Source organism: Vibrio variabilis, from assembly GCF_003263785.1.
Lineage (GTDB): Bacteria > Pseudomonadota > Gammaproteobacteria > Enterobacterales > Vibrionaceae > Vibrio > Vibrio variabilis.
This window is the reverse complement of record NZ_JYJK01000044.1, coordinates 15,203-30,941: the sequence shown is the minus strand read 5'-3', so window position 1 is coordinate 30,941 and position 15,739 is coordinate 15,203. Positions and strand designations below refer to the sequence as shown.

The following is a 15,739-nucleotide window of genomic DNA, read 5'->3' as shown; positions in this document are numbered from 1 at the left end:
ACCTAGGCTCTTTTTTTGCTTACAAATTCTCTTCAGCAAACTCCGCCAATCGACTTCTCACCACACCATTGAGGTGAATATTGGCACTGCCCCCAAAGTTCTTAAATCGCTCAACCATGTAAGTCAGTCCTGATGTCACCGGCGTTAAGTAAGGCGAATCAATCTGCGCTAAGTTGCCAGAGCAAACAATCTTGGTGCCTTCACCACAGCGAGTAATGATGGTTTTGATTTGCGATGCGGTTAAATTCTGGCACTCATCCAAAAGCACAAACGCATTTTGAATCGAGCGACCACGCATAAAGTTAATCGATTTGAATTGAATGTTGGCCTTATCGCAAATGTATTTAAGTGACCCTTCAGTGCAGTGATCGTTTTTGTGCAGCGCCTCAAGGGTATCGGTGATCGCCGCCAACCACGGCATCATCTTCTCTTCTTCAGTACCCGGTAGGAAACCGATCGACTCACCAATGTCCGGCGTGTTTCGGGTCACGATGATCTTATCGAACATGCCGCGCTCTATGGTCATTTCCAGTGCAGCGGCCATGGCAAGCAGGGTTTTACCACTACCGGCCGCACCCGTGAGAATGACCAAGTCAATGTCCGGGTCGAGCAGGGCGTCCATCGCCATGCCTTGATAGATGTTTTTTGGTCGAATATCCCACGCTTGACGGCACAGCATGCGCTCTTGGCTTAAGTCGCGAATTGTCACCTTATCACCGTCGATGTCGCTACCCGCCCTGCAAAGTCGCTCGACTCGTCGATGAGGTATTGGTTGATGAAGGTTGGGTCAATCGCCTCGCGGTCGAAGGTGTGATAGGTCTTGCTGGCCAAGGTTTTGGTCTCGACTTCATCAATGTGTTCCCAAAACGCACCTTCCGATTTTTGAAAGCCCTTAGTTAGGTACTGCACATCGTCAATCAGTTGATCGGTTCGATAATCTTCTACAAAGCGCACGCCAGCGCCTTTGGCGCGTAGTCGCATATTGATGTCTTTTGTCACCAACACCACTTCGCGTGGTGAACGTTTGTTCTGCAGATAGAGCACTGCATTGAGGATCCGGTTGTCCCCCTCTTTGTCAGCAAAGGCTTTGACAGTTTCTTGCAGTACGTAATCCGCGAGGATGGAGAGGGTGCCTGTTGCGTCTATATTGCTGGAAAAGGGAATGCCTTCAGAGATCTCGTCGGGCGTGGCGTCTTTGAAAATATCTTCGAGAGCTCGAATGGCGACACGAGCATCACGCGCGACATCGCGCTTGCTGTCTTTAATGCGGTCGAGCTCTTCGAGAACGGTCATCGGAATGACGACGTCGTGTTCCTTGAATGAAAAAATGGCGTGAGGTTCGTGGAGAAGGATGTTGGTGTCGAGAACGAAAATTTTACGGTCGGTATCGCCCATAGAGTCTCCTTGCCGCAACTGGCGCTTGTCCTTTGCGGTTAACTCAGAAGGCGATCGAGTCAGACTGTCTGTCCACATTCGCTGGTTCTAGCTAATTCACTGTTTCTAGCCAATTCACTAGTGCTAGCAATGCTGGGGATCTACGCTGGCTCTGATGTCCTATCTTAGTGAGTCAACCGTGATACGTTCAATTGAAGTGAGTTCAAATTGAACCTGATTCCCTGTAAGGCTAACGAGAGAGGTGACTATCAGGGCTTGGCGAGTAGTCACATGTCGTTAACGTTTACATTCTGAGTATAAGTGAAAAATGTCACTTTCGTTCTCAGAAATGACACTGTTTTTTTGCAGTTTGATGTCAACCACGACAATTCAAAAAAAACTCAGCTTTTCCTTGTAATTGGCGTGACCTGTATCACGCCTTCAAGTAAGATTAGCGACCTTTCATCTAGGGGATAGGGCGAGCAAAATTTGCACTATCACCTACTATTATTTGGGCGGAGTATTGAGCTCAGTTTGCCACGACTTGGCAGGCTGCGTTACCGCCGAAATAACAAAAATCGACACGAATTGAGGTAGTCTCTCTATGACATTTGCTTTAGGGCAGCGCTGGATTAGCGATACGGAAAGTGATTTAGGTTTGGGTACGGTCGTCGCACTGGATGCGAGAACAGTATCACTTATGTTTGCAGCATCAGAAGAGAATCGCGTATACGCTCGTAGCGATGCGCCTGTCACCCGAGTTACGTTTAATGTCGGTGATGTCATTGAGTGCCAAGAGGGTTGGTCACTAGAAGTGGAAGAAGTGATCGAAGATCAAGGTATCTTCACTTACGTGGGTACACGTCAAGATACTGAAGAAGCGAATGTCGCCCTGCGTGAGATCTTCCTAAGTCACCAAATTCGCTTTAACAAGCCACAGGACAAATTGTTCGCAGGTCAAATTGACCGCATGGACAACTTTGTGCTGCGTTACCGCGCGCTGAGCAACCAGTATGAGCAACACAAGAGCCCAATGCGTGGTCTATGTGGTATGCGTGCTGGCCTTATTCCGCATCAGCTATTCATTGCCCATGAAGTGGGTCGCCGCTATGCACCTCGCGTGCTGCTTGCCGATGAAGTAGGCCTAGGTAAGACCATTGAAGCTGGCATGATCATTCACCAGCAGGTGTTATCAGGTCGTGCGCAGCGTGTGTTGATTGTGGTACCTGAAACCCTACAGCACCAATGGCTAGTCGAAATGATGCGCCGCTTTAACCTGCACTTCTCTATCTTTGATGAAGAGCGTTGTATCGAAGCGTACGCAGAAGCAGACAACCCATTTGATACACAGCAGTTCGTGTTGTGTTCACTCGATTTCCTTCGTAAGAGCCGCAAGCGTTTTGAACAAGCCCTTGAAGGCGAGTGGGACTTGTTGGTGGTTGATGAAGCGCATCACCTAGAGTGGAGCCAAGAGCAGCCAAGCCGTCAGTACCAAGTGGTTGAAGCATTGGCAGAAAAGACTCCGGGCGTGTTACTACTGACGGCAACCCCAGAGCAGCTTGGCCGCGAGAGTCACTTTGCCCGTTTGCGTCTTCTCGATGCGGATCGCTTCTTCGACTACGACGCCTTTGTTAAAGAAGAAGAACAATACGCCCCGGTTGCCGATGCGGTAACGGCGCTGTTCTCAGGCCAAGCGTTGGCCAATGAGGCTAAAAACCAAATTACCGAACTGCTGTCTGAGCAAGATGTTGAGCCACTCTTCAACGTGCTAGAGAGCAATGCCAGCGACGAAGAGAAGGCGACCGCACGCCAAGAGCTTATCGATAACCTGATGGATCGTCACGGCACTGGCCGCGTACTGTTCAGAAACACTCGCGCAGCGATTAAAGGCTTCCCAACGCGAAATGTGAACTTGGTACCGATGCCAATTCCGCAGCAGTACACCACCTCAATGCGTGTGTCTGGCATGATTGGCGGCAAAATGACGCCAGAAGCGCGTGCCATGAAGATGCTTTACCCAGAAGAGATCTTCCAAGAGTTTGAAGGTGAAGATTCCAGCTGGTGGCAGTTTGACTCACGCGTTAACTGGCTGATTGAGAAAATCACCGCCAAGCGCAGTGAGAAAGTCTTGGTGATTGCGTCTCGCGCCAGCACGGCGCTGCAGCTTGAGCAAGCACTGCGTGAGCGTGAAGGTATTCGCGCAACGGTATTCCATGAAGGCATGTCAATTCTAGAGCGCGATAAAGCGGCAGCTTACTTTGCGCAGGAAGAGGGTGGTGCTCAGGTTCTGATCTGTAGTGAGATTGGCTCTGAAGGTCGTAACTTCCAGTTTGCAAACCAGCTTGTGATGTTCGACTTGCCATTCAACCCAGATCTTCTGGAGCAGCGTATCGGTCGCTTAGATCGCATTGGTCAAAAACGCGATATCGATGTACACGTTCCTTACCTAGAGGGTACGTCGCAAGGCATTTTGGCGCGTTGGTTTAACGAAGGTCTTAATGCGTTTGCGGAGACATGTCCGACGGGGCGCATGGTGTATGACCGTTACCAAGATAGCATCATAAACATGCTAGCCAGCGGTGATACCAGCGAACTTGATGACGTGATTGAGGGTTCTCGTCAATACAACCAAGAGTTGAAGCACGAGCTGGAACAAGGCCGTGATCGCCTGCTGGAAATGCACTCTAATGGCGGTGAAGCGGCGCAGCAGATTGTTGAGAAGATCTCAGCAACGGACGGCGACACTAACCTAGTGACGTTTGCGCTGAGCCTATTCGACACTATAGGTCTAAACCAAGACGACAAAGGTGAAAATGCCCTCGTGGTGACACCTTCTGAGCACATGATGGTGCCAAGCTACCCAGGTCTTCCATACGACGGTGCCACGATTACGTTTGATCGTGATACTGCGCTGTCTCGTGAAGATATGAACTTCATCAGCTGGGAGCACCCAATGATCCAAGGCGGTATCGACTTGGTAATGAGTGAGGGTGTAGGCACGAGTGCGGTATCGCTTCTTAAGAACAAAGCGCTGCCAGTGGGTACGATTTTGCTTGAGCTGGTCTACGTTGTGGATGCGCAAGCGCCGAAGCAAAGTGGTATTAGCCGTTTCCTACCGCCTACACCAATTCGCATGATGATGGATGGTCGTGGCAACGATCTCTCTTCACAAGTTGAGTTTGAAGGCTTTAACCGTCAACTTAGCCCAGTAAACCGTCATCTAGCGAGCAAGCTAGTGAGCTCAGTTCAAGCGGACGTTCATCGTCTGATTGAAGCGGGTAACGGCGCGGTTGAAGAGAAGGTGACTGCGGTTCGTGAAGATGCGCACAAAGCGATGTACGCGAGCCTTAACGGTGAACTTGAGCGTCTGCAAGCTTTGAAAGCGGTGAACCCAAATATCCGTGATGAAGAGATTGAAGCGATTGAGTCTCAAATCACTGAGCTAGATGGCTACATCAATAAGGCGCAAGTACAGCTTGATTCGCTGCGCTTGATTGTCGTTAGCCACAACTAAACTTTGAGTTAAGAGTCTTGAGTTAAGAGCTTTGACTTAGGCGTTTTAAATAAGCATTTCGTCAATCCGAGATGCGATTGATACAATGGCGCAGCGTAGGTTGCGCCTTTTGTTTTTCCGTCAGCTATTTTGATTTCCACTGCGAGACCCTGTTATGGCCATGCTAAGTTACACCCCACCCACTGAACCTTGGACTGATATTGTCTATGAGGATGAGCACATCCTTGCAGTCAACAAGCCTTCTGGGCTCCTGTCTGTTCCGGGAAAAGCGGCGGAGCATTACGATAGCATGTGGAGCCGTTTAGTCGCAGACTACCCGGATATTCAAGTCGTGCACAGACTTGATATGTCGACATCCGGCCTTATGCTTCTGGCTAAAACCAAAGAGGCGGAGAGTTCGGTTAAGAAGCAGTTTCAATACCGTCTGACGCACAAGATTTACTATGCTCGCATTTGGGGTACACTGAAAGAGAGTGAAGGCCTCATTGATCTGCCCTTGATCTGCGATTGGCCAAACCGCCCGCGTCAAAAGGTGTGTTATGAGCATGGCAAGCCGTCACAAACCTACTATCAGGTGGTTGAGCAGGAAGAGAAAACCAGTATTGTTCGTCTGTTTCCTATCACGGGGCGCTCTCATCAATTGCGTGTTCATTTGCTGGCGCTCGGTCATCCTATTGTGGGTGATGAGTTCTACGCTCACGAAGAGGCCATGAACTATTCTGAACGCCTAGAACTGCATGCCTCAGAGCTTTGCTTCTATCATCCGCAAACTGAGCGGCTTCAGGCGATTTTTGTTCCATGCGATTTTTACCCTCAAACTGAGCAACTTGTGATTGAGCACTTTGACCCAGCACCACAATTACCCGATTATAAGACTCTTCCTCGGCCATAAATAACTGTCGGCCGTGAACATCAAAGGAGAGATCATGGCCGCCAAAAAGATTGTGTTCTTAGACCGAGACACGATTCCAGTTCACATTCATATTCCCACCCCTGCTTTTGACCACCAATGGGTCAATTACTCCAAAACCGAGCCTCATGAGGTGATGCAGCGAATTGCTGACGCCGATATCGTGGTCAGCAATAAAGTGTTTTTAGGATCGGAAGTGCTGAGTAACGCAGCCAAGCTTGAGCACATCGCCGTTGCTGCAACGGGTGTCAACAATGTGGATTTGGACTACTGCCAACAGCGCGGCATTCGAGTCACCAATATTCAAGGGTATGCGACCCAATCCGTCCCTGAGCACATCATTGGATTGCTGTTTGCCTTAAAACGTAACCTTTTGGCCTATCATAGTGATATTGCTGCGGGGGAGTGGCCGCGACAAAACAAGTTCTGTTTCTTTACTCATCCTATTCAAGATATGGCAGGCTCGACACTCGGTATCATTGGCAGTGGCGCGCTTGGGCAGGCTACAGCCGCATTGGCACGCGCCATTGGCATTAAGGTGCAGTTTGCTGAGCGTAAAGGTGCTGCTCAGTGCCGCTCAGGCTATGTCGCGTTTGATAAGTGCCTAGCGAGTAGTGATGCGATTGCATTGCTGTGTCCACTTACTGATGAGACTCGTGATCTGATTGATGCTGATGCGCTTTATAAAATGAAGTCGACCGCTGTGCTTATTAATACTGGACGTGGTGGCTTGGTTGATGAGACTGCGCTTGTTGCGGCGTTAAAAGGTGGGCAGATTGCCGGTGCTGGCGTGGATGTTTTTACTGAGGAGCCCGCGCCCATGGATAACCCGTTGGTCGCCAATCAGCAACTGCCCAACTTAATACTAACGCCGCATGTGGCGTGGGGCAGTGACTCGTCGATAACCAAGTTGTGCCAGATATTGGTCAGTAACCTTGAAGCTGCGATTGAAGGTGTTGACCAGAACCGAGTGGTATAGCGAGGCGCCATTTAGAGATGGTACAAACAAAAAGTCCCACTCGAAGTGGGACTTTTAAGTATGCATTCGGTTGGCTTGCTTGTGGCTTAACCTGTCTGTGGTTTAGCTTGCCTGTGGTTTAACTGGCTTGTGGCTTAACGACTAGCACATTAATTGGCGAGTTTTGTACCACTTTGCTTGCCACTGAACCAAGAACAACCTTATCAATCTTCGAGCGTTTATGGCTTGGCATGACGATAAGATCGGCACCAAGCGCTCAGCATAATCAAGAATAGTCGCGTAAGGCTTACCTTCAGTCACGTGTACTTTGTAGACCACATCATCAGAAATATGCTGGTCAGCAAACGCTTTTAATTGTGCTTTCACGTCATTTTTCATCTGCGCGGCGGCATCTTTAGGGAAGTAGCTCGCGACCATAGACATGTGAATGCCAGGAAGAACATTGAGTAGATGCACTTCTGCATTGGAGTGTTTGGCGTGCCAAACGGCGATTTCGACGGCTTTGTCTGAAAAGCCTTTGTCATTCAGATCGACAGGAACAAGGATTTGCTTGTACATGTTATTTCTCTTTTTGGTTCCTACCCTACTAGCATAGGGTAAAGCATAAGCTTGGCTAGTATTATCCGTTCCGTTTAAAGGTAGAAGGCTCCAAGCATTCAAACTTGGAGCCCAACTTACCTATGCGCTCAGGTTTTCACGACGAGCACGACGCTTTTGATTCATCGCCATGGCAATAAGCAAAAGCAGGGCAGGCACAAATACCCACTCTTTCATTGGTCTATCCGCTTCCTGCACGATAGACTTAATTTCCCAGTCAAAGTCTAGACCGGATGCCTCTGCTGGGCTACCGAACTCAACCATATCGACAATCATTTTGCCGTCAGTCTCGTTGAGCATTAGACCCATAGAGGCAATGCGATCGTCAGCACTTACCGCGTCATCCTCAAATGGCAGGCGTACCGTCTTCTCGACGTACTTACCTTCCAGAGTTTCACCGGCGACTCTCAACTCAAGCGATTGTCCAACATTTAGGTTTTCAGTAATTTGAGCTATCTCAACACCAGGTGAAAGAATCTTCGCTGGATAGAACATGTCCCACCAGAAACCCGGTCGGAAGAAGGTAAAGGTGAGTGCTAGAAGTAGCACAGTTTCCCACCACTTGTTCTTAGTGAACCACCATCCTTGCGTCGCCGCAGAGAAGATAAGCATCGCTATGACCGCTGAAATTACTGTCAGTACCAAGTGCCACCAAGAATCAATGCCCATCATCAATAGCTGCGTATTGAAGATAAACATAAACGGCAGAATCGCGGTACGAATATCGTAGGTAAAACCTTGGATACCGGTACGGATAGGGTCTGACTTTGCGATCGCGGCAGCAGCAAAGGCAGCAAGACCTACTGGCGGCGTATCATCAGCAAGAATACCGAAATAGAACACGAACAAGTGAACCGCAATCAGTGGAATGACCAGGCCGTGCGCTGCACCAAGCGTTACAATTACCGGAGCCATTAGTGTTGATACTACGATGTAGTTCGCCGTTGTCGGCAGACCCATACCTAGGATAAGCGAGATAACCGCGGTAAACAGCAGCATTAAGATGATGTTACCGCCAGAGATAAACTCTACGAAGTCGGTCATCACAAGGCCAATACCGGTTAGGGTGACCACACCCACCACGGTACCAGCTGCCGCTGTCGCCACGCCGATGCCAATCATGTTTCGAGCACCAGATACGAGACTTTCTGCTAGGTCAACGAAGCCCGCTTTAAGCTCTTCGGTAACATCATTGGTTTTCGCCATCAAAGCAATCAAAGGACGCTGAGTGATGAGGATGAAGATCATAAACACAGTGGCCCAGAATGCGGACAAGCCCGGTGAGAAACGCTCTACCGTCAAACACCAAACCAGAACCACGATTGGTAGCAAGAAGTGCAAACCAGACTTAATGGTTGGACCCGGATCAGGAACTTCATTCAGCTCAGCATCAATTTCAATACCACCTTCTTTGGCGTACTTAGCAGAAATGCGTAACAAGCCGACGTAAGAGAGCAGCAAAGCGACACCCACGATAGGCGTTGCTGCATCGCCAAAGACACCTTTAGTCCAGCCAATACCGTAGTAGACCACGGCGCTGATGACGCACAGACCCAAAATAGTGCCAGTAAACGACAGCAGGCTTTGTACCAGTGTCGGGTTGTGGCGACGAGGAAGGCCCGTCATACCCGCCTTACAGGCTTCTAGGTGCACGATGTAGATAAGGGCGATATAAGAGATCAGAGCGGGTAGAAGTGCCGCTTTGATAACCTCAACGTAAGAGATACCGACGTATTCCACCATCAAGAACGCAGCTGCACCCATGATTGGTGGGGTGAGCTGTCCGTTAGTGGACGCGGCCACTTCGACTGCGCCAGCTTTAGTGCCCGGAAAACCAACACGCTTCATCAGCGGAATGGTAAAGGTACCGGTGGTCACTACGTTGGCAATTGATGAGCCTGACACTAAGCCAGATAAGCCAGATGCCACGACTGCAGCTTTTGCAGGACCGCCGCGCATGTGGCCAAGTAGTGAGAACGCCACTTTAATGAAGTAAGCGCCCGCACCGGCACGTTCAAGCATGGCGCCGAATAGTACAAACAGGAATACGAACGAGGTAGAAACACCAAGTGCAACGCCAAATACACCCTCAGTGGTCAGCCATAGGTGTGACATCGCTTTATTTAGGCTCGCACCTTTGTGCGCGATGACGTCCGGCATGTATGGACCGCCAAAGGTATAAAGCAAGAATACCGCAGCAACGACCATTAGCGGTGGACCGAGTGCTCGGCGTGTCGCTTCTAACAGCAGTACCATACCCGTGACCGCAGCGACGATATCCATTGTCGTCGGTGCGCCAGAGCGACCGGCAAGTTGGGTATAGAATAGATAGATATAGGCGGCAGAAAAACTACCCGCTAGCGCCAAAATCCAGTCGATGGCGGGAATTCGGTCGCGAGGCGAATTCTTCATTGCTGGGTAGGCGGTAAACGCTAGGAAAATAGCGAAGGTTAAGTGAATAGAACGCGCTTCAGTGTCGTTCAGTACGCCAAAGTTAAATATAAATGGCAGTGGTGAAGCGTACCAAAGTTGAAACAGTGACCAACAAAGTGGCACGAACCAAAGAATCTTGGCTGGGATCCCCTTAGGGCTTCGTGCTCCTGTGTCGGCCTGTGCGACCATGTCTTGCACATCTTGCGACGGTTGTGTTGTCTGCGTCATGTACGTTGTCCTTTATTATTTTTGGATTCGTGACGTTTAAGCCAAAGGCTAATTAAAAAGGCACGAACCTATTTCGCATTTAACATTGTAGTCAATGGATGCAAACGTGTAGCAGTTGTTGTGTTTTAGGCTCTTAATGACGGGCTTGGAAAGAGAGCCCAAATAGCCACACCAGTTGGATGCACTGGTGTTAATTGTTTTGAGTGTTACTCATAATAGAAAAGCGGTAGGGGAAGCGATGCCTCCCCTACTAAGTGGTCTTATTTTAGTAGACCGACTTCTTTGTAGTACTTCTCAGCACCTGGATGAAGCGGGATAGATAGACCTGCTTTCACCATGTCTTCTTTCTTCAGGTTAGCGAACGCTGGGTGAAGACGCTTGAATGTGTCGAAGTTTTCAAACACAGCCTTAGCCACGTTGTACGCTGTTTCGTCAGAAACGTCTGATGTGGTTACCATTGTCGCAGCAACACCGAAGCTGTTTACGTCACCCTCTGTGCCACGGTACATGCCAGCAGGTACTGTGCTGTAAGCGTAGTAAGGGTTTGCCGAAACGATCTCATCGATTTTTTCGCCAGTCGCAGAGATTAGCTTAGCTTCACAAGAGGTTGTAGCTTCTTTGATTGATCCGTTTGGATGGCCCACAACGTAAACGAACGCGTCGATTTTGTTGTCACAAAGTGCTTGTGAACGCTCAGAACCTTTTAGCTCAGAAGCCAGTTTGAAGTCATCGTTGGTCCAACCCATCGCGTCCATGACTACGCCCATTGTTGCGCGGTCACCAGAGCCTGGGTTACCGATATTCACACGTTTGCCTTTTAGGTCAGTGACGTTGTTGATACCAGCATCAGCACGAGCGATGATGTTGAATGGTTCGGTGTGCAAAGAGAACATCGCACGAAGCTTATTGTAAGGGCCTTGCTCTTCAAATTTGCTTGTGCCGTTGTAACCGTGATATTGCCAGTCAGATTGAACGATACCGAAATCTAACTCACCAGCACGGATAGTGTTGACATTGTAGATAGAACCACCAGTGGACTCTACTGAACAACGGATGTTGTGTTCCTTACGGCCTTTATTCACAAGCTTACAGATTGCGCCGCCAGTAGGGTAGTAAACACCCGTCACCGAACCTGTACCGATTGTGATGAACTCTTGAGCATTAACAGCGCCTGCGCCCATAACAGCTGCGGCAATAGCACCGATTTTAACAAGTTTCTTAAATGCCATGAATTTCCCTTCCTTATTCATTATTAGCCCTGAATAACTATAGTTGTCTTCAGAGGTTTCCTATGTGGAAACGGCATCTTTTTCAATCCATATGTTGAAAAAGTGGCGCAATCATACCAAATAAATTGGAAGAAAATTACTGGATTGTTAATAGATATAGGGGATTTGTCTGTGCTAGAAATGGGAAGGAGAGATGTATTTTTGGAATATAAGTCAAATAAAACAGATAATTAAGGTAAATTTAAGGGCTGAAGTTTGATTTTTTCAAGATGTGATGAGTGTCACGGAACGGATTGCTCCGTGACAGAATGTTCTGAATGTTAACGTTTAAAACTTAGCCAGCGTATTCGAACAGATCACAGACAGAATCAAACAGCTGTTTCGTAGAGACGGTCAGCGTTGGGGTAATAAAGATAGTGTCATCGCCTGCGACAACGCCCAAGATACCTTCGGCCTTGCCGAGTGAGTCCAGCAATCGAGCGATAAGTTGTGCTGCACCAGGACCAGTATGAATGACGACTAGCGCATTGTTATGGTCAATATCGAGTACCAGCTCACGCAGAGAACTCGATACAGTTGGCACGCCAAGTTCCGCAGGTAAGCAGTACACCATTTCCATTTTGGCGTTGCGGGTTCTCACTGCGCCAAACTTAGTCAACATACGCGACACTTTTGATTGGTTAATATTTTCAAACCCTTCGTGTTTTAACGCGTCGACAATCTCACCTTGAGAGCCAAACCGCTCTTCTTTTAACAGCGCTTTAAACGCGCGAACCAGATTATCTTGTTTGTCATTATTGCGCATATACGCCTCTTATTCTTCGTTCTACTCGCAGTGATCGCCGTATTGTGGCACAGAACCCGTATCTTAACCAACTTATCCATGGTTTCTGCCGACAATATCACTTAAACCTATGTCACAAAAAAGCACCATAACCTCATAATTAACAAGGTAAAAGGTGGGTTTTAACGAGGGGGTTTACGTGCTAGTTTAGTGGCACGTTATTAGCGAGTTGCGTGACCTCGCAAAGCTGGGGTTAATTGATTGTAATCGATTAGTGAATGCTATAGCTTTTTACTAGCTGATGAAAAATTACCCTACAAGACTATTAATAAGAGATACCAATCTCAAGGAGAACTACCATGAAAGTAGCTGTTATTGGTGCCGCGGGTGGCATCGGTCAAGCCCTAGCTCTACTACTTAAGAACCGCCTTCCTGCAGGTTCTGATTTAGCCCTTTATGATATTGCCCCTGTTACACCTGGTGTAGCGGCTGACCTTAGCCACATCCCGACGCCAGTTTCCATTAAAGGTTATGCTGGTGAAGACCCAACACCAGCGCTTGAAGGTGCCGATGTGGTGCTTATCTCTGCGGGTGTTGCACGTAAACCTGGTATGGATCGCTCTGATCTGTTCAATGTTAACGCTGGTATCGTGAAATCGTTGGCAGAAAAAATCGCGGTAGTTTGCCCGACAGCGTGTATTGGTATCATCACAAACCCAGTGAACACGACTGTGCCAATCGCAGCAGAAGTGTTGAAGAAAGCCGGTGTTTACGACAAACGTAAGCTGTTCGGTGTCACAACACTGGATGTCATTCGCTCAGAAACCTTCGTTGCTGATCTAAAAGCAAAAGATCCAGGCGATGTGCGTGTACCGGTTATCGGTGGCCACTCTGGTGTAACAATTCTTCCTCTTCTTTCTCAAGTAGAAGGTGTTGAGTTTACAGCTGAAGAAGTCGAAGCATTGACTAAGCGTATTCAAAACGCTGGTACTGAAGTTGTTGAAGCGAAAGCGGGTGGTGGCTCTGCGACGCTATCAATGGGTCAAGCGGCGTGCCGATTTGGTCTAGCGTTAGTGAAAGGCCTACAAGGTGAAGAGAGCGTTATCGAATGCGCGTACGTTGAAGGTGACGGCGAACATGCTCCTTTCTTCGCACAGCCAGTGAAGCTAGGTAAAGATGGCGCAGAAGCGATCCTTAGCTACGGTGAGCTAAGTGATTACGAGAAAGCCGCTTTAGATGGCATGCTTGAAACGCTGAACAAAGACATCGAGATTGGTGTTGAGTTTGCGAAATAATCGCCAAGCCCTGCTCATTTAGCTTCTTTATATTCAAACCCAGTCTTTACTAGACTGGGTTTTTTGATCTATCCCTTAAAGTGCTCGTAAAAAATGAGGCACAAGATGGGGGATGGACCATGGAAATTGATAAAGTTCGCAAAGGGATGTGGGTTGAGTCCCAACACGGCGTGGGACAGGTGTTGGTAGTCGACAAAGTATCCAATTCGGTCTTGGTTGAGCCTTTAGGGAGCGATATCCAGTGGGCGCTCGATGCAGACGAGATCCAAGAAGACCAGCAACTTCACAACGGATGTGAGCAATATTACTGACTCACATCTATTGAGAGTTAACCAAAAGGGGTAGCAACTCGAGCCGCTGCCTCTTTTTTATGCGCTACGTTTAACGGCCATATAGGCAAGAGCGACCAACGCCTCTTTATACTCACTATCAGGAACCACAGAAAGCGCGTCAATCGCTTTATCTGCTTCTTTAAAGGCGATGTCTTCGGTGTATTTTAGTGAGCCTACACGCTCCATTGTCGCCATGATGGCGTCGATTTTGTCCAGGCCGTTGCCTTTCTCAATCGCTTCGCGAATCATTTCGCTCTCGTGTGCTTCACCGTGCTGCATTGCGTGGATAAGTGGTAGCGTCGGTTTGCCTTCTGCAAGATCGTCACCCACATTCTTACCCATGTCTTCACCCGTCGAGGTGTAGTCCATCACATCATCGATTAGCTGGAACGCGGTACCTAAGTACTTGCCGTAGTTTTGTAGGGCAAGTTCTACTTCTGGTTTGGCATCATTGAGTATCGCGCCAACTTGCGTTGCCGCTTCAAACAGACGTGCGGTTTTAGAATAGATAACCTGCATGTAGCTATCTTCACTCGTATCAGGGTCGTTGCAGTTCATCAGCTGTTGAACTTCGCCTTCCGCAATCACATTCACCGCATCACTCATGAGTTCTAGGATGCGTAGCGAACCGAGTGCTGTCATCATTTGGAACGAGCGTGTATAGATGTAGTCACCCACCAATACACTTGCCGCATTACCAAATGCCGCGTTTGCGGTCGCTTTACCGCGTCGCATGTCGGACTCATCAACCACATCGTCGTGTAATAGAGTGGCGGTGTGGATAAATTCTATAAAGGCAGCAGCTGTGGTGTGAGCATTGCCCTGATACCCCAACGCTTTGGCGGATAGGATAGCAAGAAGCGGTCTTAATCGCTTACCACCGCTGCTCACGATGTAAAAACCAAGCTGATTGATAAGGCTAACTTCAGAGTTTAATTGTGCTTGTATTGTTTCATTCACTTTTGCCATATCGTCGGCAGTCAGTGCTTGGATAGCTTTAAAATCCATTACGTACCCGGTTGAGCTTAGAGCCTGTAAGGCTTAATCGTTGGTTATAATCTGTGAATAATACACTAAAAAACGTTGATTAATACATGGTGAAAGGGCATTATTGCGGCACTTTCGATTGGCGATTAGTGTTTCGCCAATTTTTTCAAAATATGGCTTGTCATAGGGTAATCATTCGCGTAGAATCTGCGCCCTATTGATGATTAGTTTAGCGCACACCCTATTTGTTGAAATAACAATCAAAAGGCTGTGCGGAAAAAGCGGAGTAAAATATGTACGCTGTTTTCCAATCTGGTGGTAAACAACACCGTGTAAGCGAAGGTCAAACTCTTCGTTTAGAGAAATTAGACGTTGAAACTGGTGCAACTGTTGAATTTGATAAAGTTCTTCTTGTTGCTAACGGTGAAGACATTCAAGTTGGCGCTCCTCTAGTAGAGGGCGGCAAGGTTGTTGCTGAAGTAGTACAACACGGTCGTGGCGATAAAGTTAAAATCGTTAAGTTCCGTCGTCGTAAGCACTCTCGTAAGCAACAAGGTCACCGTCAGTGGTTCACGGAAGTGAAAATCACTGGCATCAACGCTTAATCGATTAGGAGAGTTTAACAATGGCACACAAAAAAGCTGGTGGTTCTACTCGTAACGGCCGCGATTCAGAAAGCAAACGTCTAGGTGTTAAGCGTTTCGGTGGTGAGTCTGTTCTTGCAGGTAACATCATCGTACGTCAACGTGGTACTAAGTTCCACGCTGGTACTAACGTTGGTATCGGTAAAGACCATACTCTTTTCGCTCTTACTGAAGGTAAAGTGAAATTCGAAGTTAAAGGTCCTAAGAACCGTAAATTCGTTAGCATCGAAGCTGAGTAATTAAGCGTCTCGCTAAATTACACAATGCTTTCAAGCTGAATTCAAAAGCCCTGCCGAGTCGGCGGGGTTTTTTATTTGTATTGAAATGAAGGCAGTCGATAGAGACGAATCTCTAGGTTTAGTCTTTGCAAAGTAAGGTCTAGCTTAGTGGGGAGTCGTCTCTGTCATCTGCTAATATGTAGTGATAATCGAAT

Annotated in this window: 11 protein-coding genes and 2 pseudogenes; 7 read left to right on the top strand and 6 right to left on the bottom strand. The window is 48.1% G+C overall.

Going from position 1 to position 15,739, the window contains the following annotated elements:
* Positions 1 to 19: 19 nt before the first annotated feature.
* A pseudogene (locus tag TZ48_RS05345) lies at positions 20 to 1,395 on the bottom strand (PhoH family protein).
* A gap of 583 nt (positions 1,396 to 1,978) precedes the next feature.
* Between TZ48_RS05345 and rapA the strand changes: the two are divergent.
* The 3 genes from rapA to TZ48_RS05330 all read left to right on the top strand — a co-directional run bounded on the left by rapA (position 1,979) and on the right by TZ48_RS05330 (position 6,777).
* Positions 1,979 to 4,888, top strand: coding sequence for an RNA polymerase-associated protein RapA (gene rapA / locus TZ48_RS05340; protein WP_112478506.1), 2,910 nt, complete (start codon positions 1,979 to 1,981; stop codon positions 4,886 to 4,888).
* A 154-nt stretch (positions 4,889 to 5,042) separates the two neighbouring features.
* Positions 5,043 to 5,780 (top strand): bifunctional tRNA pseudouridine(32) synthase/23S rRNA pseudouridine(746) synthase RluA, encoded by a 738-nt coding sequence (rluA, locus tag TZ48_RS05335; protein ID WP_112478505.1) that lies wholly within the window; start codon positions 5,043 to 5,045, stop codon positions 5,778 to 5,780.
* Between the two features lie 34 nt (positions 5,781 to 5,814).
* Positions 5,815 to 6,777, top strand: coding sequence for a D-2-hydroxyacid dehydrogenase (locus TZ48_RS05330; RefSeq protein WP_112478504.1), 963 nt, complete (start codon positions 5,815 to 5,817; stop codon positions 6,775 to 6,777).
* Positions 6,778 to 6,895: 118 nt separating this feature from the next.
* Here TZ48_RS05330 and TZ48_RS05325 read toward each other — a convergent pair.
* The 4 genes and pseudogenes from TZ48_RS05325 to argR all read right to left on the bottom strand — a co-directional run bounded on the left by TZ48_RS05325 (position 6,896) and on the right by argR (position 12,069).
* Positions 6,896 to 7,335 (bottom strand): annotated as a pseudogene (locus TZ48_RS05325) (universal stress protein).
* A 120-nt stretch (positions 7,336 to 7,455) separates the two neighbouring features.
* On the bottom strand, positions 7,456 to 10,035 hold the full coding sequence (locus TZ48_RS05320; RefSeq protein ID WP_112478503.1) for a TRAP transporter permease: 2,580 nt from the start codon (positions 10,033 to 10,035) through the stop codon (positions 7,456 to 7,458).
* 260 nt (positions 10,036 to 10,295) lie between these two features.
* On the bottom strand, positions 10,296 to 11,264 hold the full coding sequence (locus TZ48_RS05315; RefSeq protein ID WP_112478502.1) for a TAXI family TRAP transporter solute-binding subunit: 969 nt from the start codon (positions 11,262 to 11,264) through the stop codon (positions 10,296 to 10,298).
* Positions 11,265 to 11,598: 334 nt separating this feature from the next.
* Positions 11,599 to 12,069 (bottom strand): transcriptional regulator ArgR, encoded by a 471-nt coding sequence (gene argR, locus TZ48_RS05310; RefSeq protein ID WP_042473435.1) that lies wholly within the window; start codon positions 12,067 to 12,069, stop codon positions 11,599 to 11,601.
* Positions 12,070 to 12,407: 338 nt separating this feature from the next.
* Between argR and mdh the strand changes: the two genes are divergently transcribed.
* Together mdh and TZ48_RS05300 are read left to right on the top strand one after the other, a co-directional pair.
* Complete coding sequence (mdh, locus tag TZ48_RS05305; RefSeq protein WP_112478501.1) at positions 12,408 to 13,343, top strand: malate dehydrogenase; 936 nt, start codon at positions 12,408 to 12,410, stop codon at positions 13,341 to 13,343.
* Positions 13,344 to 13,462: 119 nt separating this feature from the next.
* A complete protein-coding gene (locus TZ48_RS05300; RefSeq protein WP_112478500.1) occupies positions 13,463 to 13,654 on the top strand; it encodes a hypothetical protein in 192 nt (63 codons plus the stop codon).
* A 57-nt stretch (positions 13,655 to 13,711) separates the two neighbouring features.
* Here the strand turns inward: TZ48_RS05300 and ispB are convergent, their stop codons facing one another.
* Positions 13,712 to 14,683, bottom strand: coding sequence for an octaprenyl diphosphate synthase (gene ispB / locus TZ48_RS05295; RefSeq protein WP_112478499.1), 972 nt, complete (start codon positions 14,681 to 14,683; stop codon positions 13,712 to 13,714).
* A gap of 272 nt (positions 14,684 to 14,955) precedes the next feature.
* Here ispB and rplU point away from each other — a divergent pair, with 272 nt between their 5' ends.
* Together rplU and rpmA are read left to right on the top strand one after the other, a co-directional pair.
* Entirely contained in the window at positions 14,956 to 15,267 is a 312-nt protein-coding gene (gene rplU / locus TZ48_RS05285; RefSeq protein ID WP_006074830.1) for a 50S ribosomal protein L21, read from the top strand.
* A gap of 20 nt (positions 15,268 to 15,287) precedes the next feature.
* Positions 15,288 to 15,545, top strand: a complete 258-nt coding sequence (gene rpmA, locus TZ48_RS05280) for a 50S ribosomal protein L27 (RefSeq protein ID WP_004409945.1) — start codon at positions 15,288 to 15,290, stop codon at positions 15,543 to 15,545.
* Positions 15,546 to 15,739 lie beyond the last annotated feature (194 nt).